Here is a 24,608-nt window from a genome sequence, read left to right as displayed (position 1 = left end):
CAGCGAAGGGCCCCCGCACTCGCAGTGCGGGGGCCCTTCGGTCAGCCGTCTTCCGAACCCGGTGGCCGGGCGAACCCGTTACCGTCGCCGCCCGGTAGCGGGATGGTGGACCCGCCCGGCCCCGGCCGCGGGGTCCGGGTCCGCGACGTCGAGGTTTCGGTTTCGGATTCGGTGGGCGTCTCCGAGGACGGCTCGGTCGGGGTCGAGGTCGGCGTGTCCGACGGCGTCGGCGTGTTCGACGGCTTCGACTGCGTCGTGGTGACGTCGTTGGCGTCCTTGCCGATCGGGTCGACCTTGTCGAACTTCTCGCCCGGGGTCCCCTCCAGGTACTTCTGCATGAACGCTTCCCACATGGGACCGGCGATGGTGCTACCGAAGATCGGCTTGTTCTTGTTGTCGTGCAGCGGGATGTTGCCGTCGCCGCCGACCCAGGCCGCGGCCGAGACCGACGGGGTGTAGCCGACCATCCAGGTCTGGGCGTTGCGGTCCCGGTACGCCGCGGGGTCGCCGTCGCGCGGGTCGTACTGCTGCGTACCGGTCTTGCCGGCGCACTGGTGACCGGTCGGGCACTCCAGCTTCGAGTGGGGGATGACCGGGCCGAGCGCCGTGGTCACGTTGCCGGCGATCTGCGCGGTCTTCTGCGCGTCGCTGTCGAACGCGGGCTTGGCCTGGTACTTGCTCTCGTCGAACTCGACCTCGTCCTGGGCGTTGGTCAGCTTGGCGACGAAGTGGGCCTGACGCTGCATGCCGTCGCCGGCGAAGGTGGCGTAGCCCGCGGCCATGGCCTCCGGCGTCGCCACGGTGGCGCCACCGCCGAGCGCGATGTTGATGTCCTGGCTCATCTGCGGCGACGTCGGCACGCCCGCTTCGTTGGCGGCCTGGGCCACCCGCGCCGGCTTCGTGATGTTGTAGACCATGTCGTAGAACACGGTGTTCGCCGAGATCTCCATCGCCTCGGCGACGGTGCACTCCGGGCCGCAGCTGGAACTCTCGCCCGCGTTGCGGATCGTCCGCGGCGGGTTGCCGAACTTCCGGTTGTTCTGCCCGTCGAAGGTGTCGCCGAGGCCCTTGCCCATCTTCAGGTACGCGGTGAGGTCGAACGCCTTGAACGACGAACCGGGGTTCCGCGCCTGGTTGGCCCGGTCCTGGCCGGTCTGGTCCTTGCCCTCGGCGTTCTTCACGATGTCCGGGCCGCCGTAGTAGGCGAGGACGCCGCCGGTCTTCGGGCTCACCGCGACCAGCGCGCTGAGGAGCCGGTCGTCGGTCTGGCCCTTCATCTTCTCCGCGACGGCTTCTTCGGCCGCCTTCTGGGCCTTGGGGTCGATCGTGGTGTAGACCTTGGCGCCGGACGCGTGCAGCTTGGCGTTGTCGTAGCCCTCGGCCGCCAGCTCGTCGTCGATCCGCTGCTGGATGTGGTACGGCATCGTCTGTCCGCTGTCCTTGGACGCCTTCGGGACCGGCGTCGGGAACTGCGCGCTCGCGCGTTCGTCGGCGCGCAGCCACTTGTTGGCGACCATCTGGTCCATCACGTACGTCCACCGCCGGTGGATGTAGTCCTGGTTCTCCGACCGGCCGGGGCCCTGGATGAGGCCCGCGAGCAGCGATGCTTCGGACGCGCTGAGGTCCTTGGTGTCCTTGTTGAAGTACGCCTTGGCCGCCGCCTGGATCCCGTTGGCCCCGCGTCCGAAGTAGACGATGTTCAGGTAGCCCGTGATGATCTCTTCCTTGGACTCCTGGTTGTTCATCTTGAACGACTTGGCCAGCTCGGTCCACTTGCGGGTCAGCGTCGGGGCGTCGTTCTGGGTGGCCTGCTTGATGTACTGCTGGGAGATGGTCGAGCCACCACCCTGGCCGCCGGTCGCCTGGTTGAAGACCGCGCGCAGGATGCCGGTGAAGTCGAAGCCGGAGTTGGTCTCGAACGTCGCGTCTTCGGCCGAGTACACGGCGTGCTTGACGACGTCGGGGATCTCGCCCGGCTTCAGCAGCTGGCGGTCGCCGCCCTTGGTCGACTTCCCCATGACGCTGTTGTCGGCGTAGTAGTACGTGATCGGCTGGCTCTGCAGCGCCGCGACGCTCTCCGGCGTCGGCACGTCGACCATGAAGTACGTGATCACGAACGCGATCGCCGGGACGACGAAGAAGACACCGACGCACGCGTAGGCGACCCGCCGGATGATCTTCCAGCGGCGCTTCTTCTTCTGCGCCGGGGTGAGGACCTTCCGGCCCTTCTCGTCGAGCTCCTGCTGGGGCTCGACGTCGTCGGCGAACTCGTCGAACCGGCGGTCGTCGTCGTACGCGTCCTCGGTCCCGTTGTGCGCGTGGTGGGTGATGAGATCCGGCTCACGCTCGGGTTCCGGTTCCGGACGGCGCCCGGCGGGCGGGGGCTGCCGGAAGCCCTGCGGCGGCGAACCGGGCGGGCCACCGGGACGGCGGCCGCCGGGCGGCGGTGGCTGGCGACGGCCGGGCGCGCCGGCCTGACCCTGCGGGCGTCGTGGCTGGTCACCGGGCCACTGCCGGCCACCTTCGTCGCCGGCGGGCCAGGCCGGGCCGCCCTGCCGGGGGTTGCCGCGAGGCGGGGTGGCGCGCCGGGGCGACTCACCGGGCCACGCCGGGCCCGCGTCTTCACCCGGCCACTGGGCGCGACGGGGTGCATCTGGCTCCTGGTTGGGCCAGGAGCGGTTGTCGTCGGTCACGGACGGTCCTCCCGGATCAGTGCCCGCAGGGGTACTGACCTGCGTGTTGCGATGGTCGTGCGGTGGCTCACCGGCCCGCGGTCCTTCGTGGACCCGCCGGTTCCCCCGTGCCCAGGACGTATGACCGCACCAAGTGGTTCCAGTGGCACGCCCGGCACACTTCGACGTCGTACACGGTGAACTCGGCGAACAGGCCGGCCATCCTGGCCAGCTCCTCGGGGGTCCTCGCCGAACCCGCGACGTGCTTGAGCTCGTCGCCGTAGACCCAGGACACCAGGGTCAGCGGCTCCTGGCGGCAGATCGGGCACGGGAGCTCACCGTCCCGGCCGTGGAACTTCGCCGCCCGCAGCAGGTACGGGCTCGCGTCGCAGGCTTCGTAGCTGCCGACGCGCCCGGAGCGGACTTCGGCCAGCAGCGCACGGCGCTGCAGCGCGAAGTCCACGACCTGCCGCTGGTTAATCACGAGGACAGAGTACGGGCTCTTTCTGTGACGTCCACGCCCCCTAGCGTGGGCAGGCCCGGGACCGGGGCGGACACGCCGGAGGTTCGATAACTCTCCGGTGAATTTCGGCCTCGATGGGTAGTACGTCGAGGTTACCTTCGCCACTTCGATGTATCGGCGCGATATAGTGGCTGAGTAGGTTGGATCGAGGCGCTCGTTCGGAGCAACGCGGGTCGTCTCGGTTTGTTCCCGGAAGGGGGTGCGGTGTGCTGGAGTTCGCGATCCTGGGTCTCCTGCACGAAGCGCCCATGCACGGGTACGTGCTGCGCAAGCGGCTGAACGAGACGCTCGGCACGTTCCGGACGTTCTCGTACGGCTCGCTGTACCCGACCCTGCGGAAGCTCCTGCGGGCCGGGTACCTGGTCGAAGAGCTGGACGAGGCCGACGACCGGGCGTGGTCGCGGCGCGGACGGCGGGTCTACAAGCTCACCGCGGAGGGCAAGGAACGCTTCGGTGAGCTGCTCGGCGACGCCGGGCCGCAGACCTGGGACGACGAAGGTTTCGGCGTCCACCTGGCCTTCTTCTCGCGCACCCCGGCCGACGTGCGGATGCGGATCCTCGAGGGCCGCCGCCGCCGCGTCGAAGAGCGCCGCGAGGGTTTGCGGGCGGCGCTGGCCAGGGCCGAGGAGAAGATCGATCGCTACACCCGCGAGCTGCACCGGCTGGGGCTGGAGACCAGCGAGCGGGAGGTGCGCTGGCTCAACGAGCTGATCGCGCACGAACAAGCCGAACGGCAGGGTCCGGAGACCTGAGCCGCCCGGCCCGGGCCGCAGCGTCGCGGCACCAGACCTACTGAACAGACACGGATGAAGGAGAAACCCCCATGGGCGACAACCGCCGCGTACGGGTGGCCATCGTGGGCGTCGGCAACTGCGCGGCGTCGCTGGTCCAGGGTGTCCAGTACTACCGCGACGCGGACCCGGCCACGCGCGTCCCGGGTCTGATGCACGTCGACTTCGGCGGGTACCACGTCCGCGACATCGAGTTCGTCGCCGCGTTCGACGTGGACGCCAAGAAGGTCAGCCGCGACCTGTCCGAGGCGATCTTCGCGTCCGAGAACAACACCATCAAGATCGCCGACGTGCCGCCGCTCGGCGTCACCGTCCAGCGCGGTCACACGCACGACGGCCTCGGCCGCTTCTACCGCGAGACGATCGAGGAGTCCGACGAGACCCCGGTCGACGTCGTCGCCGCGCTGCGCGAGGCGCAGGCCGACGTGCTCGTGTCGTACCTGCCGGTGGGCTCCGAGGTGGCCGACAAGTTCTACGCCCAGGCCGCGATCGACGCCGGCGTGGCGTTCGTCAACGCGCTGCCGGTGTTCATCGCCTCCGACCCCGAGTGGGCGCAGAAGTTCACCGACGCCGGCGTCCCGATCGTCGGCGACGACATCAAGTCGCAGGTCGGCGCCACCATCACGCACCGCGTGCTGGCGAAGCTGTTCGAGGACCGCGGCGTCCAGCTCGACCGGACGATGCAGCTCAACGTGGGCGGGAACATGGACTTCCTGAACATGAAGGAGCTGGAGCGGCTCGAGTCGAAGAAGATCTCGAAGACCCAGTCGGTGACTTCGCAGGTCGACCGCGAGCTGGGCAAGGGCAACGTCCACATCGGGCCGTCGGACTACGTGCAGTGGCTCGACGACCGCAAGTGGGCCTACGTCCGGCTCGAGGGCCGCGCGTTCGGTGACGTGCCGCTGAACCTGGAGTACAAGCTCGAGGTCTGGGACTCGCCGAACTCGGCGGGCATCATCATCGACGCCGTCCGCGCCGCGAAGATCGCGCTCGACCGCGGCATCGGCGGCCCGATCCTGTCGGCGTCGTCCTACTTCATGAAGTCGCCGCCGGAGCAGTACGACGACGCGACCGCCCGCGACGCGGTCGAGAAGTTCATCCGCGGCGAGATCGAGCGGTAGAGCTGAGCTACGAAGAAGGCCGTCACCAATGGTGGCGGCCTTTTTCTCATGGTGCACTAAACCGGTGGGGCGGGGTGCGCGTTGGCGGGGTGTGAGTGCGAGCGTGGGTGAGAGCGTGCCGGGGGACCTGGGCGCGCCGACCTTCCACGACCTGTTCCGGGAGTACTTCGGCCAGATGACCCGGCTGGCCCACCTGCTCGGCGCGGACGACGCGGAGAACGTCGCCCAGGAGGCCTTCGTCAAGCTCCACCAGCGCTGGGACTCCCTGACCGACCACACGCGCGTGGCCGGCTACCTCCGCACGACCGTGGTGAACATGTCGCGGTCGCGGACCCGGCACCTGCGGGTCGTCCGGCGGACCCCGCAGGACCGGCCGCCGGACGAGCTGTCGGCCGAGGTCACGGCGGTGGCCAACTGGGAGCACCAGCAGCTGCGCGCGGTGGTGGCGAAGCTGTCCCGCCGGCAACGCGAGGTGCTGGTGCTGCGGTACTGGCTCGACCTGAGCACGGCGGCCATCGCGGAAACCCTGGGCATCTCCCCGGGGACCGTCAAGGCGACCACCCACCACGCGATGGAGAATCTGCGCAAGCACCTGGGGGACGACCTGGGAGGTGAGCGATGACCGACCTGGAACGCAAGCTGGCCGAAGCACTGCGGGGGCAGGCCCGGGAGGTCACGCCCGACCTCGACGCGGCCTGGGCGGAACAGCAGCGCAGGCAGCGGCGGCCGCCCCGGCGTCGCAAGGTGGCGGTGTGGGGCGCCCCGCTGGCCGCGGTGCTGGTGGTGCTGACCAGCGTGCTGCTGGCCACCCAGCTGAACACGGCTTCGCCCCCGCCTCCCCCGCAGCCCGCGAAGCAGCCGGGGCAGGAACTGGTGTTCGCGAAGCCTGAGATCTCGCTGCGCCTGAGCTTCCCGGGCGAACCGAAGGCGCTCATCGACTTCGCTGGCCAAACGGACGCCTGGACCTCGTACGCCTCCCAGTCCCTCGACACCACGGGACGGCCCGTGTTCTGCATCGAGGCACTGCCCAAGGGAGCGACCCACGGCGGAACGGACTCGAACTTCGGCATCGAGTCACCGTCGTGCGTTCCTGTGTCGGGATATCCCGTGAGCGCTGGGTACGTCGGCAAGAAGGGTGGGCCGCTGCCCGCGGGCAAGGCGGTCTTCCTCGTCGCCCGGACGGTGCACACGCTGCGCCTCTACGACGCCGCCGGTGACCTGAGCCAAGCCAAGGCGGTCGCCGTGGTGGACATGGGCCAGGTGTTCCTCGCCGACGTGAACCCGGGTTCGCCGCCGGTCCGGTTCGAAGTCAGCTGAATCCCAGCGCCGCCGGCAAGTCGGTGATCTTCTCCACCACCGCCGTCGCCTGCGCCAGCACCTCGGGGTCCGGCGGGAAGTGCGGGTTCGGCACGGCGTACACCGCCATCCCCGCCGCCAGCGCGGACCGCAGCCCGTTCGTCGTGTCCTCCACCGCGGCACAGCCCTGCGGCGCCACGCCCAGCAGCTCGGCCGCCCGCAGGTAGACGTCCGGCGCCGGCTTGCCCGCGCCGACCTGCTCCGACGACACCGCCGCCCCGACCGGCAGGCCGGTCACGTCGAGGAACCCCTTGATCAGGATCACCGGCGACGAGCTCGCGATCGCCACCGGCCACCGCTTCGACACCTGCCGGACGACGTCCACCGCGCCGGGGATCAGTGGCGGCTCCTCGGCGTACCGGGCGGCCATCCGCTTGACGACGAGCGTGGCGATTGCCGACGGTGACAACCGGGCGCCGAGCTCCTCCACCAGGTAGCGGGCCCATTCCGGGGTGCTCATCCCCTGCTGGGCCCGGGTCGCCTCCGCGCGCCAGGTGCCGCCGTGCTCGGCGACGACCGCGCGGCGCACCTCGTCCCAGTTCCGCTCGGAGTCCACCAGTACGCCGTCGAGGTCGAAGATCACCGCGTCCATGGCGTCGAGCCTAACCTGTGAGCGGACTTACTTAGCCACCCTTACTAATTTTTGTTAGCCTAGCTAAGTGACTTCCGCGATCACCGATCTCGCCCACCGGCTGCGGCCGCTGGTCTTCCGGCTGTACCAGCAGGTGCGCCGCCAGACGCCGCAGCTGACGCTGACCCTCACCCAGGGTTCGGTGCTGAGTGAGCTGGTCAACGGCGGCCCGCGGCGGATGAGCACGCTCGCCGAGCTGGAGCAGGTCAAGCTGCCGTCGATGACCGACGTCGTCGGCAGGCTCGAACGGCTCGGCCTCGCGACCCGCCGCCCGGACCCCGCCGACGGCCGCGCGGTGCTGGTCGAAGTCACCGACGAGGGCTTGCGCTTTTACGCCGAACTGGTGACGGCTCGCGAGGAGTTCCTCCGCGAGCGGCTCATCGCGATGGACGAGACCGATCGCGCCGCGATCGAAGCCGCCCTGCCCGCTCTCGCCAAGCTACTTGTCGACACCAAGAAGGAGGAACTGATCAGCGATGAGCGCTGAACACCACTCGAGCCTGCTGGACGCGGTCAAGGGCCAGCCCAAGCAGGTGTGGATCACCGCGTTCGCCGCGGTCATCGCCTTCATGGGGATCGGCCTGGTCGACCCGATCCTGCTGTCCATCGCCAAGGGCCTGGACGCGACGCCGTCGCAGGTCACGCTGCTCTTCTCGTCCTACCTCGGCGTCCAGGTCGTCGCGATGCTGCTCACCGGCGCGGCGAGCGCCCGGTTCGGCGCGAAGCGCACCGTCCTGGTCGGGCTGACGCTGATCGTCGCGGCCACCGCGTTGTGTGCGGCCGCCGGGTCGATCGAGCAGCTCGTCGGGCTGCGCGCGGTCTGGGGCCTCGGCAACGCCTTCTTCATCGCGACGGCGCTTTCGGTGATCGTCGGCGCCGCGACCGGCGGTCAGGGCGGCGCGATCCTGCTCTACGAGGCCGCCCTCGGCGTCGGCCTGTCGGTTGGCCCGCTGCTGGGCGCGCTGCTCGGCAGCATCTCGTGGCGCGGCCCGTTCGCCGGCACCGCGATCCTGATGGCCGGCGCGCTCGTGCTGTGCGCGGTCTTCCTCAAGAGCGACAAGCACGAGAAGCGGACGCCGGTCAAGCTGCTCGACCCGCTGCGCGCGCTCAAGCACCCCGGCCTGCTGCGCACGTCCGTCGCCTCGGCCCTGTACACCGCCGCGTTCTTCGCGGTGCTCGCCTGGTCGCCGTTCGTCCTCGGCTGGAGCGCGATCGCCGTCGGCCTCGTGTTCTGCGGCTGGGGCCTGTGCGTCGCGGTCGCCGGGGTCGCCCTCGCGCCGCGGCTGGCCGCCCGGCTCGGCGAACGGCACGCCGCCGCGGCCGCCGTCTTCGGGTACGCCGTGCTGATGCTGGTCCTCGCCGTGCCGAGCAAGCCGGTGCTCGTGGTGGGCATCATCGTCTCCGGGCTGGTGTCCGGCCTGCTGAACACGCTGTTCACCGGCACCGCGATGTCGATCAGCGACGCGCCGCGCCCGGTCGCCAGCGCGGGCTACAACTTCTGCCGCTGGCTGGGCGGCGCGGTCGCCGCGACGCTGGTCGGGCACGTCGCCGAGTGGTTCGGCTCGCCGCAGGCGCCGTTCGTCGCCTCGGCCGTGCTGTGCGTCGTCGCGGGCGCGCTGCTCTCGCTGCGGGAGCGCCAGGCCGACTCGCACTCGGTGCCGAAGGAAGCGGTGCTCGTCGGCGAAGAGTTCTAGATTTCACGCTGGTTCGATCTCACGCAGAGCGACGGCCCCTGGACCAAGTGTCCGGGGGCCGTCGGCCGTTCAGGGGGTCCGCGCGTGGGCATTGCGAGCAATACACCCGTTGTTCATCCAGAAGTCTGGATCGGCTGGTTTTCGGCACATACGGTCGCTTCGTTCCCGAACTCCCACCATGGAGGCGCTGTGCCCGACCGTCTGCTCCCGCTGTTCCCCGCGCACGCGGGTGGACGTTCCCCGATCACCTGCGAGTACCGCTGCGGCAACGCGTGCGCCCACCCGGAGCCGAACGAGTCCGGGAACGAGTACTTCGGCGACATCGTCAAGGACATGTCCCGCCGCCGGGTGTTCAAGGCCGGCGCCGTGCTCGCCGCCACCGCGGGCGGCCTCGCCGCGCTGTCCGGGACCGCGGCCGCCGCGCCCGGCGGCGTCTCGGCGAACGGCCACGGCGGCCCGAAGCCGCGTCCGGTCCCCGGGACGGACTTCACGCCCGTGCCGCCGAACAAGCTCGACGCGGTCAGCATCCCCGACGGCTACGCCCAGCGCGTGGTCATCCGCTGGGGCGACCCGGTCGTCCCGGGCGCGCCGAAGTTCGACTTCACCAAGCAGACCGCGGCCGCGCAGGCCAAGCAGTTCGGCTACAACAACGACTTCGTCGGCCTGATCCCGCAGGACCCGCTGGGCCTGACCAACCTGCTCGTGGTCAACCACGAGTACACGACCGAGCTGCACATGTTCCCGGCCGACCAGTACGACCCGGCCAACCCGACCGAGGAGCAGGTCAAGATCGCCTGGGCGGCGCACGGGCTGTCGGTGCTGCTGACCCGCCGCGACCCGGTCCACGGCGGCCTGGAGGTCGTGCCCAGCCGGTACGGCCGCCGGATCACGCTCGACACGATCTTCGAGGTCCGCGGCCCGGCCGCCGGCTCGAAGTACCTCAAGACGTCGGCCGACCCGACCGGGCGCAAGGTCCGCGGCACGCAGAACAACTGCTCCGGCGGCGTGACGCCGTGGGGCACCGTGCTCTCCGGCGAGGAGAACATCCACCAGTACTTCGCCAACTCCGAGAAGGTCACCGACCCGGTGGCGGCCGCGCGGCTGAAGCGGTACGCGATCGGCACCGGCGCCAGCACCCGCAAGTGGGAGCGGTTCGACAAGCGCTGGGACGTCGCGCAGGAGCCCAACGAGCCGAACCGGTTCGGCTGGGTCGTCGAGATCGACCCGAACGACCCGAACTCGACGCCGATCAAGCACACCGCGCTCGGCCGCCTCAAGCACGAGGGCGCGAACATCAAGATCACCGCCGACGGCCGCGTGGCCGCCTACACCGGTGACGACGAGCGGTTCGAGTACATCTACAAGTTCGTCTCGAACGGCAAGTACAAGCCGGGCAAGAGCGCGCACGCGCGGCGGCACAACTCGGCGCTGCTCGACGACGGCACCCTGTACGTCGCCCGGTTCACCGGCGACAGCCCGGCTTCGGAGATCGACGGCAAGGGCACGCTGCCTGCCGACGGCGAGTTCGACGGCACCGGCGAGTGGATCCCGCTGGCGAGCGGCAACAAGTCCTTTGTGGACGGCATGACCGCCGAGGAGGTCTACGTCTTCACCCGGCAGGCGGCCGACAAGGTCGCGGCCACGAAGATGGACCGCCCGGAGGACATCGAGCCCAACCCGGTCAACGGCCGGGTCTACGCGGCGCTGACCAACAACAGCGACCGCGGCGCGGCGGGCAAGGCGGGCGTCGACGAGGTGAACCCGCGGGTGGCCAACAAGAACGGCCAGGTCCTGGAGTGGGAGGAGGACTGCGGCGACGCGGCCTCGACCCGGTTCGCCTGGCGGCTGCTGCTGGTCTGCGGCGACCCGAAGGCGGCCGACACCTACTACGGCGGCTTCCCGAAGGACCAGGTCAGCCCGATCTCCTGCCCGGACAACGTCACCTTCGACCGGCACGGCAACCTGTGGGTCGCCACCGACGGCAACGCGCTGGGCTGGAACGACGGCCTGTTCTCGGTGCCGGTGACCGGCGCCGAGCGCGGCCACGTAAAGCAGTTCCTCTCGGTGCCGGTCGGCGCCGAGACCTGCGGCCCGGTCGTGACGGACAACCTGGTGCTCGTCGCGGTCCAGCACCCCGGCGAGAACGCGGCGAGCTCGGCGAACCCGACGTCGCACTGGCCCGACGGCGGCACCGCCCAGCCACGGCCGTCGCTGGTCTCGGTGTGGAAGAAGGGCCGCTTCGGGCTGCCCGGCCGCATCGGCGAGCGCTGACACCCGGGCCCGCCCCGGCCGAGCAAGGTTCACTCTTAAGTGGACGGTTCTCGGCCGGTGCGGGCCCGTGCCGCGCGCCATAGTCGAGAGGTGATCTTCTCGCGACGCACGGCGGCGGTGGCGGTGGCGGCGATCGCGGCGGCGGTCGTGCCCGCTTCGGCGTCCGTCGCCGAGGACGCGCCGCCGGTCTGCGGCGGGCTCGCGGCGAACCCGAGCGTCGAGCTCGCGGCGCGAAACGGCGCTCCGGACGGGTACGTGTTCGCCCCGGCCGCCCCGGTCCCGCCCGGCACACCGGCCGCGAAGGTGCCGAAGCTGCTGACCGCGCCGGACTTCGCCGTCGACGGGCAGCGGGCGGCGTTCCTCCAGACACCGGACGGCAAGACCAGCACCGCGTACCAGACCGAGCGGTTCGTCCCCGGCGGCGTCTACACCCTCAGCGTCTGGACCGCGGCCCGTGCGCCGCGCTACGAACCGGCCACCGGCCTGCGCTTCTACGACGCCACCGGCACGCAGATCCAGGAGACCAAGCTCGTCGCCGACCACTACGAGGGCGACGGCACCCTCGTCAGGCAGGAGTTCCCGGCGGCGACGGCCCCGGCCAAGGCGACAGCGGTGAAGTTCTTCGCCACGTCCACCCTCGACCGGCTGCACTGGGACTGCCTCGACCTGCAGCTGGCGGCGTACTCGGTGAAGAAGGAAGTGCAGAACCCGGCGACCGGCGCGTGGGCCTCGTTCGCGACGGTGACCGCGGGCGAAACCGCGCACTACCGCATCACGGTGACCAACGAGGGCACCCAGGACCTCACCGGCATCACGGTGCAGGACCCGTGGTGCGCCACGTCGTTCGCGCCGTTCCCGCTGGCCCCGGGCGCGAACCGGCAGCTGACCTGCGACCACCCGGACCTCACGGTGGCCGACAACGGGCACGTCAACACGGCGAAGGTCACCGGCGTCCACCACCCGGGCGGCACGCTCGGCGACAAGACGGCGTCGGCGACGATCACGGTGCTGCCGCCGCCGGCCATCGCGAAGATCGGCGACTTCGTCTGGGCCGACCGCAACCGCGACGGCCTGCAGGACCCGGACGAGCCCGGGGTCGCCGGCGTCAAGGTGACGCTGAAGGACGGCGCGGGCGGCACGGTCGGCACCACGGCGACCGACGACAAGGGCAAGTACGGCTTCGAGAAGCTGAAGGACGGCACGTACCAGGTCTGCTTCGCCGTGCCGGCGGACTTCACGGTGACCCGCCGCGACGCGGGCAGCGAAGACCGCGATTCGGACGCCGGCCCGGACGGCTGCACCGCACCGCGCACGGTGGGCGGCCCGTCCCACGAGGACTTCGCGGCGGACCTCGGGCTGCTCTCCCCGACCAACCGCATCGGCGACTTCGCCTGGGCCGACACCAACGGCGACGGCCGGCAGGACGCGGGCGAACCGGGTCTCGCCGGCGTCAAGGTGGTGCTGAAGGACGCGAGCGGCAAGGAAGTCTCGAGTCTCGTCACGGGCCCAGACGGCTCGTACGCCTTCGACGGCCTGGAGGACGGCACGTACCAGGTGTGCTTCACCGCGGACGGCCACCACCCGACGGCCAAGGACACCGGCGACGACACGGGTGACTCCGACGCGGACCCGGCGTCCGGCTGCGCGGACCCGCGCCCGCTGGGGCCCGGCAAGCGCGAAGACCGCACGGTGGACGCGGGGTTCGCCGCTACGGTGAGGGCATGACGGATCTCCCCCTGGCCCTGGTGACCGGCGCATCCCGCGGAATCGGCGCGGCGGTCGCCCACCAGCTGTCCCCGACGCACCGCCTGCTCCTCGGCGGCCGCGACGCCGACGCACTGGCTGCGCTGGCGAAGGAGCTCCCGGGCGCGAAGCCGTGGCCGGTGGAACTGACGGACCCGGCATCCCTGGCGTCGGCGGTCGCGGACATCACGGCACTGGACGTCCTGGTCCACTCGGCGGGCGTGGCGCGGCTGGGCCGCATCGAGGACGCCTCGGCGTCGGCGTGGCGAGACAACTTCGAGGTCAACACCCTGGCGGTGGTCGAGCTGACCCGCCTCCTGCTCCCGGCGCTGCGCGCGGCGGGCGGCCACGTGGTGGTGATCAACTCGGGAGCGGGCCTGAACGCCCGCCCGGGCTGGTCCCCGTACGCGGCGAGCAAGTTCGCGGTCCGCGCCTTCGCCGACGCCCTCCGCGAGGAGGAGCCGCGGATCCGCGTGACGTCGGTGTACCCGGGCCGCACGGACACGGAGATGCAGCAGGAGATCTTCGCCGGCGAAGGCCGCGAGTACGACACGTCGCACCTGCTGAAGGCGGACTCGGTGGCCACCGCGGTGGTGACGGCGGTGTCGGCCACCCCGGACGCCCACCCGACGGAGGTCATCCTCCGGCCGCGCTGAGCGGGGAGGGCCCGCCAAACTCCCCGCCCTCCCAGGGGGCTGACCCCGGTTCCAGTCTATCGCCGCCCACCGACAACCCGGCCCGTCAGCACCGAGTTGTCCACAGCCGCACGCGCTTGTGGATCAAGCCCGCAGCCGCGCCGCTGTCTCGGCCACGCCGGCCTGCACCTTCGCCCGGTCCACCTTCACCGACTCGCCGTCGGCCACGACCTGCTCACCGGCGACCCACACGTCCCGCACCCGCCGCGAACCCGCCGCCCACACGAGGTTCGACAGCAGCTGCACGTCCGGCACGTCCAGCCCGCAGGCGAACGCCGGGTCGTCCAGGTCGACGTGCACCAGGTCGGCCCACCGCCCCGGCTCCAGCGCGCCGATGTCCGGCCGGCCCAGCGCCGCCGCACCGCCGCGGGTCGCCAGCAGGAACACGTCCGCCGCCGTCAACACCGTCGAGTCTCCGGTGGCCAGCCGGGCGAACATGGCAGCCAGCTGCAGTTCTTCCCACAGGTCGATGTCGTCGTTGGACGCCGGGCCGTCCGTGCCGAGCCCGACCGCGACGCCCGCCGCGCGCAGGTCCGCGATGCGCGCGATCCCCGAGGCCAGCTTCGCGTTCGAGCCCGGGCAGTGCGCCATCCCGACCCCGTGCGCGGCGTACAGCGCGATGTCGGAATCCGACAGGTGGATCGAGTGCGCCGCCAGCACCCGGCCGTCCAGCATGCCCAGCTCCCTCAAGAGCGCGGGCACCGAACCGTGCGAGGCACGAACAGCAGAGTCTTCCGCCGCCGCCTCCGCGACGTGGATCTGCACCAGCGCACCCCGCGAAGCAGCCGACTCCGCCGTAGCGCGCAGTCCGTCCGAAGACAACATGTACGCGGAGTGGGGGCCGTAGCCCAGCTCGATGCGGTCGCCGTGGCCGAAGCGGAGGCCGTCCGTGTCGATCCAGCGCTCGATTCCGGCCAGCTGGGCCTTCCAGTCCAGGCCCGGCAGCTCCATCACCGGCGGCGCCACCAGCACGCGGCCGCCCGTCGTGAGGACCGCGTCGACCAGCTGCTCGCCCTCGAAGTACATCTCGGCGCTCGTCGTGACGCCGTGGCGGAGCATCTCGACCGAGCCGAGCAGCATGCCCGTGCGGATGTCCTCCGGGCGCAGCTTCGCCTCGGCCGGCCAGATGATCTCGTTGAGCCAGGGCAGCAGCGGCAGGTCGCCGCCCATGCCGCGCAGCAGCGTCATCGGGCTGTGCGCGTGCGTGTTGATCAAGCCGGGCAGCAGGATGCCGGTCAGGGTGGTGACCGGTGCGGCGGACTCGGGGGCGGTGGCCGCCGGTCCGCAGTAGGAAATGCGCCCGTCGGCGTCGACGTCGACGACCGCGTCACGGAGAAGCGAACAGGACGGGTCGGCGGGGAGAACGACAGGGGCGTGGAAACGGCGTTGCATCTCTGGATACTACGCACCCGGAATCACGAAACGACTCCGCTCCGCCACGCCCACGCCGCCGTCTCCACCCGGTTCCGCGCGCCGATCTTGCTCTGCACCGACGCCAGGTGCGTCTTCACCGTCGACAACGACATGAAGAGCTCCTTGCCGATCTCGGTGTTCGTCATCCCCTGCGCGGCCGCCTTGACGACCTCCAGCTCGCGCGCGGTCAGCGGCTCGGACGGCGGCGGGACCTGCGGTTTCGCCGAGCCGGACCCGTCGAAGTGCTTGAGTAGCCGGACGGTGATCTGCGGCGAGACGAGCGCGTCGCCGCGGTCGGCCGCGCGGACCGCCTCGATCAGCAGCGCCGGGCCCGCGTCCTTCAGCAGGAACCCCGACGCGCCGTTGCGCAGCGCCGTGTGGACGTACTCGTCGAGGTCGAACGTCGTGACGACGACCACCTTCAGCGGGTCGGTCACGTCCGGCCCGGCCAGCTGCCGGGTGACCTCCAGGCCGTCGAGGCCGGGCATGCGGATGTCGAGCAGGCAGACGTCCGGACGCAGTTCGCGGGCCTTCGAGACCGCCGAAACGCCGTCCGCGACGTCGGCGACGACCTCGATGTCGTCCTGCGCGTCCAGGATCATGCGGAACCCCATCCGCACCATCTCCTGGTCGTCGGCGATCAGTACCCGGATCACTCGTCCCCTTCCCCGGCCGCCAGCGGCAGCCAAGCTTCGACCCGCCAGCCGCCGTCCGGGTCCCGCCCGGCCGACAGCCGGCCCTTGAGCAGCGCGACGCGTTCACGCATGCCGACCAGACCGTAGCCGCCCGACCCGCCGGCCGGACGGCGCGTCGTCCCGCGCCCGTTGTCCGTCACCCGCAGGTGCAGCTGGTCGCCCGCCACCTCGGCGAGGACGAACGCCTCCGTCGCCTCGGCGGCGTGCTTGCCGACGTTCGTCAGCGACTCCTGCACCAGCCGCAGCGCCGAGCGGCCGACCTCGTGCGGCAGGTCCGGCGGCAGGTCCAGGTGCATCGACGTCGCCACGCCGTGGTTGGCGCCCTCGACCAGCTTCCGCAGGTCGGCACCCAGGTCGGTGGTCGCCTGCTCGCTGAACTCGCTCGACCCAGCCGGCGCGTCGCCCCGCATCGACCGGACCAGCCGCCGCATCGCCGCGAGCGCCTCGACGCCCGCGTTCTCGATCCGGCCCATCGCCTCGACGGCGATCTGCGGGTTCCGCTCGGCCATCATCCGCGCGGCCTGCGCCTGCACGACGATGCCGGTGACGTGGTGGGCGACGACGTCGTGGAGTTCGCGGGCCAGCGCCATCCGCTCGGCGGTCTGCGCGTCGCTCACCGCGGACTGGACGGCCGTGACCCGCTCGGCGTCCCGCGAACGCAGCATCAGGCCGATGGCGACCGAGATGCCGAGCATCATCGTCGCGGCGAACGCCAGTACCGACAGGACCTGGGGGTCGGTCTGCAGACCCCGTGACCGGTACGAGTTGAGGATCGCCGCGAGCGCGACGACGGCCGACAGCACGCCGATCCGCGGCCACGACTGGCTCAGCCCGCGGGCGCGGGTCAGGTTCACCACCACACCCATGCCGGCGATGACCTGCACCACCGGCACCCCGCCCGTCATCTGGTAGTCGCCGGCGCGCAGGTCCAGGAACGGCGTGACGACCGCGGACACCAGCATGATCCCGGCGAGGCCGAGGAGCGCGTCCGCGGGCCGCCGCGGCGACAGCACCGCGATGACGGACGCGACTATCGAGCAGAACAGGATCGGGAACCCGCGGACGGTGTTCGAGTACGTGTAGCCGAACTCGAACAGCAAGGCGAACGCGAGCAGCCCCATCAGCGGCCACTGGCCCATCGCCAGCTCGTTCACCCGGCGCAGCAGCCGCGTCCGCGGGGCACCACGGGGGCTGCGGTCGCGGGCCGCGATGGCGGGCACCAGCGGGCCGACGAGCAGCAGCAGGCCGAACAGCAGCGCCTGGAAGCCGGTGCCGCTGTCGACGTCGGCGACACTCCCGTACCGGCCGAAGACCGCGACGAGGCCCGCGACGACCAGGAAGCTGATCACGCAGAACGCCACGCCCGCCCGCGCCCGGCGGGCCACGAAGTAGACCATCAGCACCCCGGCCACGACCTCGGTGATGGTCACCTTCGGCAGCACGCTGGAGTACGGCGGGATGCGGGACGCGTGGATGAAGAGGGTGGAGACGATCAGCACCCCGCCGCCGGCCACCCCGGCGACCGCCGCCCGCTTCTGGGCCCAGAGCCCGCAGGCCGCCATCGCGAAGATGCCCGGCAGCAGGCCGAAGTCGACGAGGCGCGGGCCGAGCCGGTCGAGTGCCGCCTGCGTCGTGTAGATGACGTCGAACAGCAGCGCGGCGTACAGGATGGCGGAGGGCACGCCGATGCGCCGCACCAGGGCGGCGGCGCGGTTGTAGAGCGTTTTCGGCAGGGGCGCGGCGGGCACAACGTGACGTTACGTGATTCCCCGGCACCCGCACCTTGGCCGACTGGCCCGCGCACCCTCGGCCGATCGGCCGATGCGGGCCCGGGCGTGACTAGCCGTCTGCCCGAAGTGGACACGCCCCGGTCTCGGCGAGGCTCGTCGGCATCAAGATCCTCACCGACAGGGAGAACCTCGTGGACCCGAACACGCCACACGTGACGAACGGCCCCGTGCTGTCCGGCCGCGGGCTGGTGAAGCGCTACGGCACCCAGCACGCCCTGGCCGGCATCGACATCGACATCCAGCCGCGGGACGCCGTCGCCATCGTCGGGCCGTCCGGCTCGGGCAAGACGTCGCTGCTGCACGTCCTGGCCGGCATCCTGCGCGCCGACGACGGGCAGATCTTCCTGGGCGGGCAGCGGATCGACCACCTCGGCGAGAAGAAGCGCAGCGAGCTGCGCCGCACCGAGTTCGGGTTCGTCTTCCAGTCGGGGATGCTGGTCGCCGAGCTGTCGGCCGAAGAGAACGTCGCGCTGCCGTCCCTGCTGGCCGGGCTCGGCCGCAAGGAGGCCATCGACGCCGGCCGCGTCTGGCTGTCCCGGCTCGGCTTGGCGGGCAAGGAAAAGCGCCGTCCCGGCGAGCTGTCCGGCGGCGAGGCGCAGCGCGTCGCGATCGCGCGGGCGCTGACCCACCGGCCGAAGGTCATCTTCGCCGACGAGCCGACCGGCGCGCTCGACACGCGTACCGGCCGCGAGACGATGGACGCCCTGCTCGGCGCCGCCCACGAGACCGGGGCCGCGGTGATCGTGGTGACGCACGACCGCGAGCTGGCCGAGTCGATGCCCAAGACCGTCGCCATCCGCGACGGCCTGATCGCGACGAGGCTCGCGGCGTGAACTCCCTCCAGATCGCCCTGCGGGTGCTGAAGGTCGACCGGCGGACCCGGACGTCGGCGATCCTCACCGCGATCGGGGTGGCCGTCGCGACCGGGCTGGTGCTGCTGCTGGCGACGCTGCCGTTCGCCACCCAGAACCGCGAACAACGTGCCCTCTGGCAGGGCGAGCAGTTCTACAGCCGGAGCTCCGACGGCCCGGTCAACCTGCTCTACAACGCGTCGAGGGACTACTTCGACGGCAAGCAGATCGTCCGCGTCGACGTCGCGCTGGCTCCGGGCGTGACCCCCGGCTCGATCCAGCTGCCGCCGGGCGTGCCGCAGCTGCCCGGCCCCGGCGAGACCGTCGTGTCGCCCGCGCTCGGCCGGCTCCTGCAGGCCAACCCGGCCGCGCAGCTCGGCGACCGGTTCGGCAAGCCCGTCGGCGCGCTCGGCGAGGACGGCCTCCGGTTCCCCGAGCAGCTCGTCGCGCTGACCGGGCACACGCCGGACGCGATGCCGCAGAACGCCGACCGGATCGCGGGCTTCCCGAGCGGGAAGGCGAGCCCGGACGCCCTGCTCATGCTGCTGTCCTGGGTCGGGATCATCGTGCTGCTGGTGCCGAGCCTGGTGCTGGTCGCGTCTTCGGCGCGGCTGACCGCGGCCCGGCGCGAACGGCGGCTCGCCGCGATCCGGCTGGCCGGGGCGACGCCGGGGCAGGTCACGAACATGGTGGCCGCCGAGACGACGTTGTCGGCAGGCATCGGCGCCCTGCTCGGCCTGTTCCTCAGCCCGGCGCTGCACGGCCTCGCGTCGTTCGTGCCGTGGGCCGGCGGCACCTGGCTGGCGTCCGACTTCGCGCTGCCGGTCGGGCTGACGGTGTTCATCGTCGTGGCCATCCCGGTGCTCGTCGTCCTGGCCGGCGTGCTCGGCCTGCGCCGCGTCCTCAAGAACCCGCTGTTCGCCACCGGCGGCCACACGAAGAAGCCGTTGCGCTGGTGGCGGCTGCTGGCCCTGCCCGCGGCGGGCCTGTTCTTCCTGGTCGCGGTGGCGACGGCGAAGGACTACGGCGGCATCGGTTTCGTCATGGCGGGCCTGTTCCTGCTGGTCGGCTCGGCCGCGATCGTCGGGCCGTGGGTGACGTCGGCGGTGGGCGGCACGTTCGTCCGGATCTGGCGGCGCCCGTCGGCGCTGCTCGCCGGCCGCCGCCTGCGTGACGACCCGAAGGGCGCCTACCGCGCGTCCGCCGGGATCGTGCTGGCGGTGTTCGCCGGGTCGATGGCGCTGACGCTGCTGCCGACGTTCGAGTCGATGGCCGGCGGCGGGCGCTCCTACGTCGACTCCGTGCTCTACGTCGACACCGACGACCAGCACGCGGGCCCGATCGTCGAGCAGGCCAACGCGTCACTGCAGAAGTACGGCCAGCAGGAGAAGGCGGTCGCGGTCGGCGAGGTCTACCTCGTCAAGGGCACGGGCGACAACCGCTACGGCCACCGCGCGCTGGTGATGACCTGCGCCGACGCCGTCAAGCTGACCCGCTACGGGCTCACGCCGGAGAACTGCACGGGCGGCCCGGCCGTCATCGGCGGCTCGGCGATCGACCTCGCGCAGTACCGGTTCGCCACCGCGTGGGACGGGCCGGCGGTCGCCGCGAAGTCGGGGACGCGGGTGGAAGCCGTGCGGCCCCGTGACCCGGACCTGTCGGACACGCTGATCGTCGACCCGGCCGCGCTGCCGGACGGCCTGGCACCGAAGGACTACACCGTGGTCGCGCCGACCACCGACGCGAACCGCGAGATCGTCCGGACCGCACTGGCCGGGCCGGCGGGCGGCGCGGAGATCGGCAGCCGCGACCAGTACCTGTACAACCAGCAGACCGAGCTCGGCGACCTGCGCCGGGTCACCGTGATCGGGCTGATCGCGGCGGGCGTCCTGGCCGGCTGCAGTGCCGCGGTCGCGACCGCGGGCTCGGTGATGGACCGCCGCCGCACGTTCGGTGCGCTGATGGCCGCGGGCACGCCGGTGCGGGTGCTGTCGCGGGCGCTGCGGATGGAAGCCGCGCTGCCGGCTCTGGTCGCCACCATCGGCGCGGGAATCGTCGGGGTGGGCGTCGGCGTTGGGCTCTACAGCATGGTCGACCCGCGGGGCATCGTGCTCAGCCCGTGGCTGCTGGCGCCGGTCGTGCTCGGGGTCGGCGTGGCCCTGCTCGGCGCGTCGGTCTGCACACCCGCGCTCAAGCGGGTCCAGGCCGAGCCGCTGGCCGACGAATAAGGCGTTCGCCCCTCTGTCGGGGGAGGGGCGAACCCGACACTTTCACGTGAAAGTGCCCACCAGGGAGGGGCACTTTCACGTGAAAGTGCCCCTATTGCTTCTCGAAGATGAGGTCGTGGGAGACGCGGCCTTCGACGTCGGCGCGCTGCTCGAACTTGGTCACCGGCCGCCACTCGGGGCGCGGCGCCCAGCCGTCGTACCGGTTCTTCAACGCCGGTTCGGCGGAGCAGACCTCGAGCATCTGCTCGGCGTAGTTCTCCCAGTCGGTCGCCATGTGGAAGGTGCCGCCCGGCGCGAGCCGCGACGCCACGAGCGCGGCGAACGACGGCGACACGATCCGCCGCTTGTGGTGCTTCTTCTTCGGCCACGGGTCCGGGAAGAACAGCCGCACGCCGTGCAGCGTGTCCGGCTCGACGTGCTCGGTCAGCAGCACGACGGCGTCACCGTGCAGCAGCCGCAGGTTCTCGACGCCGAGCTTTTCGGCGCGCAGCATCAGCTGGCCGAGGCCCGGGTCGTAGACCTCGGCCGCGACGTAGTTCAGCTCCGGCGCCGCGGCGGCCAGCTGCGACGTCGTCTCGCCCATGCCGGAGCCGATCTCCAGCATCACCGGCGCCTCGCGGCCGAACCACGCGGTGAAGTCGAGCGGCCCTTCGGGCAGCTCGCTCACCGTGCGGCCCAGCCGCGGCCAGTGGTCGTCCCACGCCCGCTGCTGCCCGACGGTCATCCGGCCACCGCGCTTGACGTAACTGACCACGCTGCGCAGCCGACGTCCGTCCTGTTTCTCCACGGATGGAATGTAGCTGGGCGCGCAGCGCCTCCGTTGAGGGTGGTGGCGGGGGCATGGATGGATTAACGAACCGCCTCGATCACCCCGAGACGCGACCGCAGTCCGGCCAGGCCGGCGATCGGGATCGGGTCCGGGGTCCGCCCGGTGTGCGCGGGCAGGACGTCGATCCAGCCCGGGTGCCGGTCGGTGTTCATCACCGTCGTCGGAATCGCGTGTCCCGATTTGCCGCGTTCGGACGGCATGAACTCCCAGTAGCCGGATTCGCCGTCCGCGGCCCACGGGACGAATTCCCACCCTGGGCGCCTGCCGAGCAGTTGCGCGATCCGGTCCTCGACGCGGAAACCCTGTTCCCGCGAATCGAGCTTGCCGTCCGCGACCGCGCGCAGCCACCACGGCGCGGGGATCGGGCCCGCCATCCCGGCCGAAGCGCGGAACAGGGCCAGGACGCTGTCTTCGGGCGCGCGGTGCACCCACGCGCGGCGGAGTTCGGCCGGGGTCGCCGCCGTCATGGCGGCCTGCGGGAGTTCGATCGCCCGCGACCATTCGAGGTCCAGCATGGGTTCGAGCCGGGGAGCGTCGTCTTCGACGCGGGCTCGGGGAATCGTGCCGCCCAATTCTTGCCCGGTGTCCACCGTCAAGATTCACCTCCAGGGGGAGTTCAGACGGGTCCGGTGCTCTCACTTATGAATCTTGCCTGGTCGTAGCAGTATGTCCGGTGGCTGTGAGAGAAGCCACAGTTGTTTCACCTTTTGTTAACAAGGTTTTGTGCGGTATTGAGACCGCGGTCACGCTCAGGCGTCGCGTCGTGCCGTGACGAGTACGCCGGCCACGAACAGGGCAACGGTGATCGCCGCGAAGTAACCGAGGTAGCCCCACGGGCCGAGCGGCGCGGACGGCAGCCCCAGCGGCCCCGCGGCGAACCCGCCCGCCCCGACGAACTCGTCGGCGGCGTGGAACGGCATCCACTGGTAGATGTGCTTGCCGACGCCCGGGATGAGGACGATGACGCCCTCCAGCACCTGCGTCCACACGAGGACCACCGTCAGCGCGAAGGCGACGCTGCGCAGCAGGAGCGCGACGCCGACGCCGGCGACGGCGGTGAACAGGAAGACCAGGCTCTGGCCGAGCACCGAGCGCAGCGCGGCACCCGAGTCGAGCGCGAGGTCGGCGTCCGGCTGCACCAGCGTCGCGACTCCCCAGGAGCCGAAGCCGATGACCAGCCCGAGGACCGCACCCAAGGCGCCGACGACCACGACCTTGGCCAGCAGTGCGGGCGCCCGGCTCGGCACGGCCTGGAACGTCAGCCGCATGGTGCCCCAGTTGAACTCCGACGCGGTCGCGAGCACCGCGAGGACGAGCAGCACGGTCCGGCCGTTGCCGCTCGCGAGCTGGGTGTTGCCGACGGTCGGCGGGATCTCCGGGCCGGCCAGCGCGAAGAACAGCACGGTGAACCCGAGCGGCGCGACGAGCGCGATGGCCAGGCACCACCAGGGCGCCCGCGTGCTGAAGAGCTTGATGCGCTCGGCGCGGAGGAGGTTGGTGATCATCGGGCGGCCTCCGAAGACGACGCAGGCGACACAGACGGCACCGCGAACTCGACGGCGTCGCGGGTGAGGTCGAGGTAGGCCTGCTCGAGCGACCCGGTGATCGGGCTCAGCTCGTGCAGGGTCGCGCCGGCGTCGAAGGCGAGCTGCCCGATCCGGTCACTGTCCAAGCCGGACACCAGGAAGGCGCCGTCGGCTTCGGTGAACTCGGCCTGCCCGGCCAGTGCCGCGCGCAGCTGGTCGGCGTGCGGGGTGCGCACGCGGACGCCGTGCTCGCTCGTCTGCGCGATGAAGTCGTCCATCGTGCCCTGGTAGATCAGCCTGCCGCGGCCGATCACGACGAGGTCCTGCGCGGTCTGCGCCATCTCGGGCAGCAGGTGGCTGGACACGAACACGGTCCGGCCCTGGTCGGCCAGCAGGTGCAGCAGCTGCCGGATCCAGGCCATGCCCTCGGGGTCGAGGCCGTTCACCGGCTCGTCGAACAGCAGCACGCGCGGGTCGCCGAGCATGGCGGCGGCGATCCCCAGCCGCTGCTGCATGCCGAGCGAGTACTGCAGGACGCGCGTCTTGCCGACGCTCGTCAGGCCGACCAGCGCGAGCACCTCTTCGACGCGCTTGTCCGGGATGCCGTTGGTCGCGGCCAGCCAGCGCAGGTGGTCGCGCCCGCTGCGGCCGGGGTGGCGCCAGGTGGCGTCCAGCATCGCGCCGACCGTCCTCAGTGGATCCTTCAGCTCCCGGTACGGGACGCCGTCGACGAGCACGTGGCCCGCGTCCGGGGTGTCCAGGCCGAGGATCAGCCGCATGGTCGTGGACTTGCCGGCGCCGTTCGGACCGAGGAAGCCGGTGACGCGCCCCGACCGCGCGGTGAACGTCAGTTCGTTGACCGCGGTGGTGGCGCCGTACCGCTTGGTCAGTGCTGTCGCTTCGATCATGGGTCCCCCCGTCCGTCCATGGGGAGCCTACTGCGAAACACCGGATCCGGGTCGCCCCCCGACAGCGCGACCCGGATCCGGTGTTCTCCCCTTTTCCCCTGTTTCCCCTCAGGCGTCCCGCTTCTTCGCGACCCCGAGCGCGACGAGCAGGAACACGATCGCGATGCCGGCGAAGTACGCCAGCGCCCAGCCGGGGCTCAGCGGCGAGTCCGACGGCGGCGGGCCGTCGCCCCCGGCGGCGGCGCCGCGCAGGAACTTGTTCGCCACGTTGAACGGCAGCCACTCGTGGATGTGGTGCCCGATCTTCGGGATGAGCTGCACCAGCTCTTCGACGGCCAAGTAGTAGATGAGCAGCAGGGCGATGGCGCCGGCGCTGTGCCGGACGAGGATTCCGAGCGCGACGGCGAGCACGGCGGCGACCGCGAACACCGGCCCGAGCCCGGCGACGTTCATCCAGTCCTGCGTGGTGTGCAGGCCGATGCCGTCGTTCGGCCGCATCAGCATGCTGAGGCCGAGGGCGCCGAACGCGGCGATCTCCCCGATGACGAGCGCGACCAGCGCGACGACGATCGCCTTGGCGACCAGCGCCGGCGAGCGGTGCGGCACCGCCTGGAAGGTCGTCCGGATGGTGTTGAAGCGGTATTCGGTGGTCACCGCGAGCGCGGCGAGCACCATGACGACGGCGATGCCGAACTGGGAGCCGCCGAACTGGGTGGCGGCCACGCTGACCGGTTCGTCGGCGGGCGACGCGCCGGAGAAGATGGCGGCGAAGCCGATGGCCAGTGCCAGGGTGATGAGCGCGCACCACCACGGCGAGCGGGTCGAGAACAGCTTGATGCGTTCCACGGCGAGCAGGTTCATGGTCTTGGTT

Annotated in this window: 22 protein-coding genes; 11 read left to right on the top strand and 11 right to left on the bottom strand. The window is 71.3% G+C overall.

Features of this window, described 5'->3' with window-relative positions:
* Positions 1–41: 41 nt before the first annotated feature.
* Together BLW76_RS06825 and BLW76_RS06820 are read right to left on the bottom strand one after the other, a co-directional pair.
* Positions 42–2,693, bottom strand: coding sequence for a transglycosylase domain-containing protein (locus BLW76_RS06825; RefSeq protein WP_143060544.1), 2,652 nt, complete (start codon positions 2,691–2,693; stop codon positions 42–44).
* A 67-nt stretch (positions 2,694–2,760) separates the two neighbouring features.
* Positions 2,761–3,156 carry a DUF5318 domain-containing protein gene (locus BLW76_RS06820; RefSeq protein ID WP_091304999.1) on the bottom strand — a complete coding sequence of 132 codons (396 nt, stop codon included), beginning with the start codon at positions 3,154–3,156 and terminating at the stop codon, positions 2,761–2,763.
* Positions 3,157–3,401: 245 nt separating this feature from the next.
* Here BLW76_RS06820 and BLW76_RS06815 point away from each other — a divergent pair, with 245 nt between their 5' ends.
* From BLW76_RS06815 to BLW76_RS06800, 4 genes are all read left to right on the top strand, one after another.
* The gene (locus BLW76_RS06815; RefSeq protein ID WP_091304998.1) at positions 3,402–3,947 is read left to right on the top strand and encodes a PadR family transcriptional regulator; all 546 of its coding nucleotides are present in this window, start codon (positions 3,402–3,404) and stop codon (positions 3,945–3,947) included.
* 71 nt (positions 3,948–4,018) lie between these two features.
* On the top strand, positions 4,019–5,107 hold the full coding sequence (locus tag BLW76_RS06810) for an inositol-3-phosphate synthase (protein ID WP_091304997.1): 1,089 nt from the start codon (positions 4,019–4,021) through the stop codon (positions 5,105–5,107).
* Between the two features lie 103 nt (positions 5,108–5,210).
* Positions 5,211–5,729 carry an RNA polymerase sigma factor gene (locus BLW76_RS06805; RefSeq protein ID WP_091304996.1) on the top strand — a complete coding sequence of 173 codons (519 nt, stop codon included), beginning with the start codon at positions 5,211–5,213 and terminating at the stop codon, positions 5,727–5,729.
* On the top strand, positions 5,726–6,424 hold the full coding sequence (locus BLW76_RS06800) for a hypothetical protein (protein WP_091304995.1): 699 nt from the start codon (positions 5,726–5,728) through the stop codon (positions 6,422–6,424). Before BLW76_RS06805 ends, BLW76_RS06800 begins: the two co-directional genes overlap by 4 nt.
* On the opposite strand, the gene BLW76_RS06795 is transcribed toward BLW76_RS06800, so the two are convergent.
* Positions 6,417–7,055, bottom strand: a complete 639-nt coding sequence (locus BLW76_RS06795) for an HAD family hydrolase (protein ID WP_091304994.1) — start codon at positions 7,053–7,055, stop codon at positions 6,417–6,419. The two genes, BLW76_RS06800 and BLW76_RS06795, sit on opposite strands and share 8 nt — an antisense overlap.
* A 67-nt stretch (positions 7,056–7,122) precedes the next feature.
* On the opposite strand from BLW76_RS06795, the gene BLW76_RS06790 reads away from it, so the two are divergent.
* The 5 genes from BLW76_RS06790 to BLW76_RS06770 all read left to right on the top strand — a co-directional run bounded on the left by BLW76_RS06790 (position 7,123) and on the right by BLW76_RS06770 (position 13,458).
* Positions 7,123–7,581 carry a MarR family winged helix-turn-helix transcriptional regulator gene (locus BLW76_RS06790; RefSeq protein WP_091304993.1) on the top strand — a complete coding sequence of 153 codons (459 nt, stop codon included), beginning with the start codon at positions 7,123–7,125 and terminating at the stop codon, positions 7,579–7,581.
* Positions 7,571–8,788 (top strand): MFS transporter, encoded by a 1,218-nt coding sequence (locus BLW76_RS06785; protein ID WP_091304992.1) that lies wholly within the window; start codon positions 7,571–7,573, stop codon positions 8,786–8,788. Before BLW76_RS06790 ends, BLW76_RS06785 begins: the two co-directional genes overlap by 11 nt.
* A gap of 189 nt (positions 8,789–8,977) precedes the next feature.
* A complete protein-coding gene (locus BLW76_RS06780; protein WP_091304991.1) occupies positions 8,978–11,059 on the top strand; it encodes a PhoX family protein in 2,082 nt (693 codons plus the stop codon).
* 90 nt (positions 11,060–11,149) lie between these two features.
* A complete protein-coding gene (locus tag BLW76_RS06775; RefSeq protein WP_091304990.1) occupies positions 11,150–12,784 on the top strand; it encodes a DUF7850 domain-containing protein in 1,635 nt (544 codons plus the stop codon).
* Complete coding sequence (locus BLW76_RS06770) at positions 12,781–13,458, top strand: SDR family oxidoreductase (protein ID WP_091304989.1); 678 nt, start codon at positions 12,781–12,783, stop codon at positions 13,456–13,458. Before BLW76_RS06775 ends, BLW76_RS06770 begins: the two co-directional genes overlap by 4 nt.
* A 123-nt stretch (positions 13,459–13,581) precedes the next feature.
* Here the strand turns inward: BLW76_RS06770 and BLW76_RS06765 are convergent, their stop codons facing one another.
* The 3 genes from BLW76_RS06765 to BLW76_RS06755 are packed head-to-tail and all read right to left on the bottom strand — an operon-like array spanning position 13,582 to position 17,353.
* The gene (locus tag BLW76_RS06765) at positions 13,582–14,889 is read right to left on the bottom strand and encodes an amidohydrolase family protein (protein ID WP_091304988.1); all 1,308 of its coding nucleotides are present in this window, start codon (positions 14,887–14,889) and stop codon (positions 13,582–13,584) included.
* 23 nt (positions 14,890–14,912) lie between these two features.
* Positions 14,913–15,566: a response regulator gene (locus tag BLW76_RS06760; RefSeq protein WP_091304987.1), complete on the bottom strand. Its 654-nt coding sequence runs from the start codon at positions 15,564–15,566 to the stop codon at positions 14,913–14,915.
* On the bottom strand, positions 15,563–17,353 hold the full coding sequence (locus BLW76_RS06755) for a sensor histidine kinase (RefSeq protein WP_091304986.1): 1,791 nt from the start codon (positions 17,351–17,353) through the stop codon (positions 15,563–15,565). Before BLW76_RS06755 ends, BLW76_RS06760 begins: the two co-directional genes overlap by 4 nt.
* A 173-nt stretch (positions 17,354–17,526) precedes the next feature.
* On the opposite strand from BLW76_RS06755, the gene BLW76_RS06750 reads away from it, so the two are divergent.
* Together BLW76_RS06750 and BLW76_RS06745 are read left to right on the top strand one after the other, a co-directional pair.
* Positions 17,527–18,228, top strand: coding sequence for an ABC transporter ATP-binding protein (locus BLW76_RS06750; protein ID WP_091304985.1), 702 nt, complete (start codon positions 17,527–17,529; stop codon positions 18,226–18,228).
* Entirely contained in the window at positions 18,225–20,474 is a 2,250-nt protein-coding gene (locus BLW76_RS06745) for an ABC transporter permease (RefSeq protein WP_091304984.1), read from the top strand. The genes BLW76_RS06750 and BLW76_RS06745 overlap by 4 nt, the downstream gene beginning before the upstream one ends.
* 91 nt (positions 20,475–20,565) lie before the next feature.
* Here the strand turns inward: BLW76_RS06745 and trmB are convergent, their stop codons facing one another.
* The 5 genes from trmB to BLW76_RS06720 all read right to left on the bottom strand — a co-directional run bounded on the left by trmB (position 20,566) and on the right by BLW76_RS06720 (position 24,598).
* Entirely contained in the window at positions 20,566–21,198 is a 633-nt protein-coding gene (gene trmB, locus BLW76_RS06740) for a tRNA (guanosine(46)-N7)-methyltransferase TrmB (RefSeq protein ID WP_244170122.1), read from the bottom strand.
* Positions 21,199–21,323: 125 nt separating this feature from the next.
* Positions 21,324–21,893, bottom strand: a complete 570-nt coding sequence (locus BLW76_RS06735) for a hypothetical protein (RefSeq protein ID WP_091304982.1) — start codon at positions 21,891–21,893, stop codon at positions 21,324–21,326.
* 159 nt (positions 21,894–22,052) lie between these two features.
* On the bottom strand, positions 22,053–22,808 hold the full coding sequence (locus BLW76_RS06730) for a hypothetical protein (protein WP_091304981.1): 756 nt from the start codon (positions 22,806–22,808) through the stop codon (positions 22,053–22,055).
* Entirely contained in the window at positions 22,805–23,737 is a 933-nt protein-coding gene (locus tag BLW76_RS06725; protein ID WP_091304980.1) for an ATP-binding cassette domain-containing protein, read from the bottom strand. Before BLW76_RS06725 ends, BLW76_RS06730 begins: the two co-directional genes overlap by 4 nt.
* 108 nt (positions 23,738–23,845) lie before the next feature.
* Complete coding sequence (locus BLW76_RS06720) at positions 23,846–24,598, bottom strand: ABC transporter permease (protein WP_091304979.1); 753 nt, start codon at positions 24,596–24,598, stop codon at positions 23,846–23,848.
* Positions 24,599–24,608 lie beyond the last annotated feature (10 nt).

The organism is Amycolatopsis tolypomycina (assembly GCF_900105945.1).
In the GTDB taxonomy this organism is placed as follows: domain Bacteria; phylum Actinomycetota; class Actinomycetes; order Mycobacteriales; family Pseudonocardiaceae; genus Amycolatopsis; species Amycolatopsis tolypomycina.
Note: the sequence above shows the minus strand (reverse complement) of the source record. Positions and strands in the feature narration are given on the sequence as shown.

Bases quoted from the DNA above. Each gene is read 5' to 3' on its own strand.
- BLW76_RS06800 (WP_091304995.1), top strand. From the start codon at position 5,726: ATGACCGACCTGGAACGCAAGCTGGCCGAAGCACTGCGGGGGCAGGCC.
- BLW76_RS06810 (WP_091304997.1), top strand. From the start codon at position 4,019: ATGGGCGACAACCGCCGCGTACGGGTGGCCATCGTGGGCGTCGGCAAC.
- BLW76_RS06770 (WP_091304989.1), top strand. From the start codon at position 12,781: ATGACGGATCTCCCCCTGGCCCTGGTGACCGGCGCATCCCGCGGAATC.
- trmB (WP_244170122.1), bottom strand. From the start codon at position 21,198: ATGACCGTCGGGCAGCAGCGGGCGTGGGACGACCACTGGCCGCGGCTG.
- BLW76_RS06730 (WP_091304981.1), bottom strand. From the start codon at position 22,808: ATGATCACCAACCTCCTCCGCGCCGAGCGCATCAAGCTCTTCAGCACG.
- BLW76_RS06720 (WP_091304979.1), bottom strand. From the start codon at position 24,598: ATGAACCTGCTCGCCGTGGAACGCATCAAGCTGTTCTCGACCCGCTCG.
- BLW76_RS06725 (WP_091304980.1), bottom strand. From the start codon at position 23,737: ATGATCGAAGCGACAGCACTGACCAAGCGGTACGGCGCCACCACCGCG.
- BLW76_RS06765 (WP_091304988.1), bottom strand. From the start codon at position 14,889: ATGCAACGCCGTTTCCACGCCCCTGTCGTTCTCCCCGCCGACCCGTCC.
- BLW76_RS06795 (WP_091304994.1), bottom strand. From the start codon at position 7,055: ATGGACGCGGTGATCTTCGACCTCGACGGCGTACTGGTGGACTCCGAG.
- BLW76_RS06785 (WP_091304992.1), top strand. From the start codon at position 7,571: ATGAGCGCTGAACACCACTCGAGCCTGCTGGACGCGGTCAAGGGCCAG.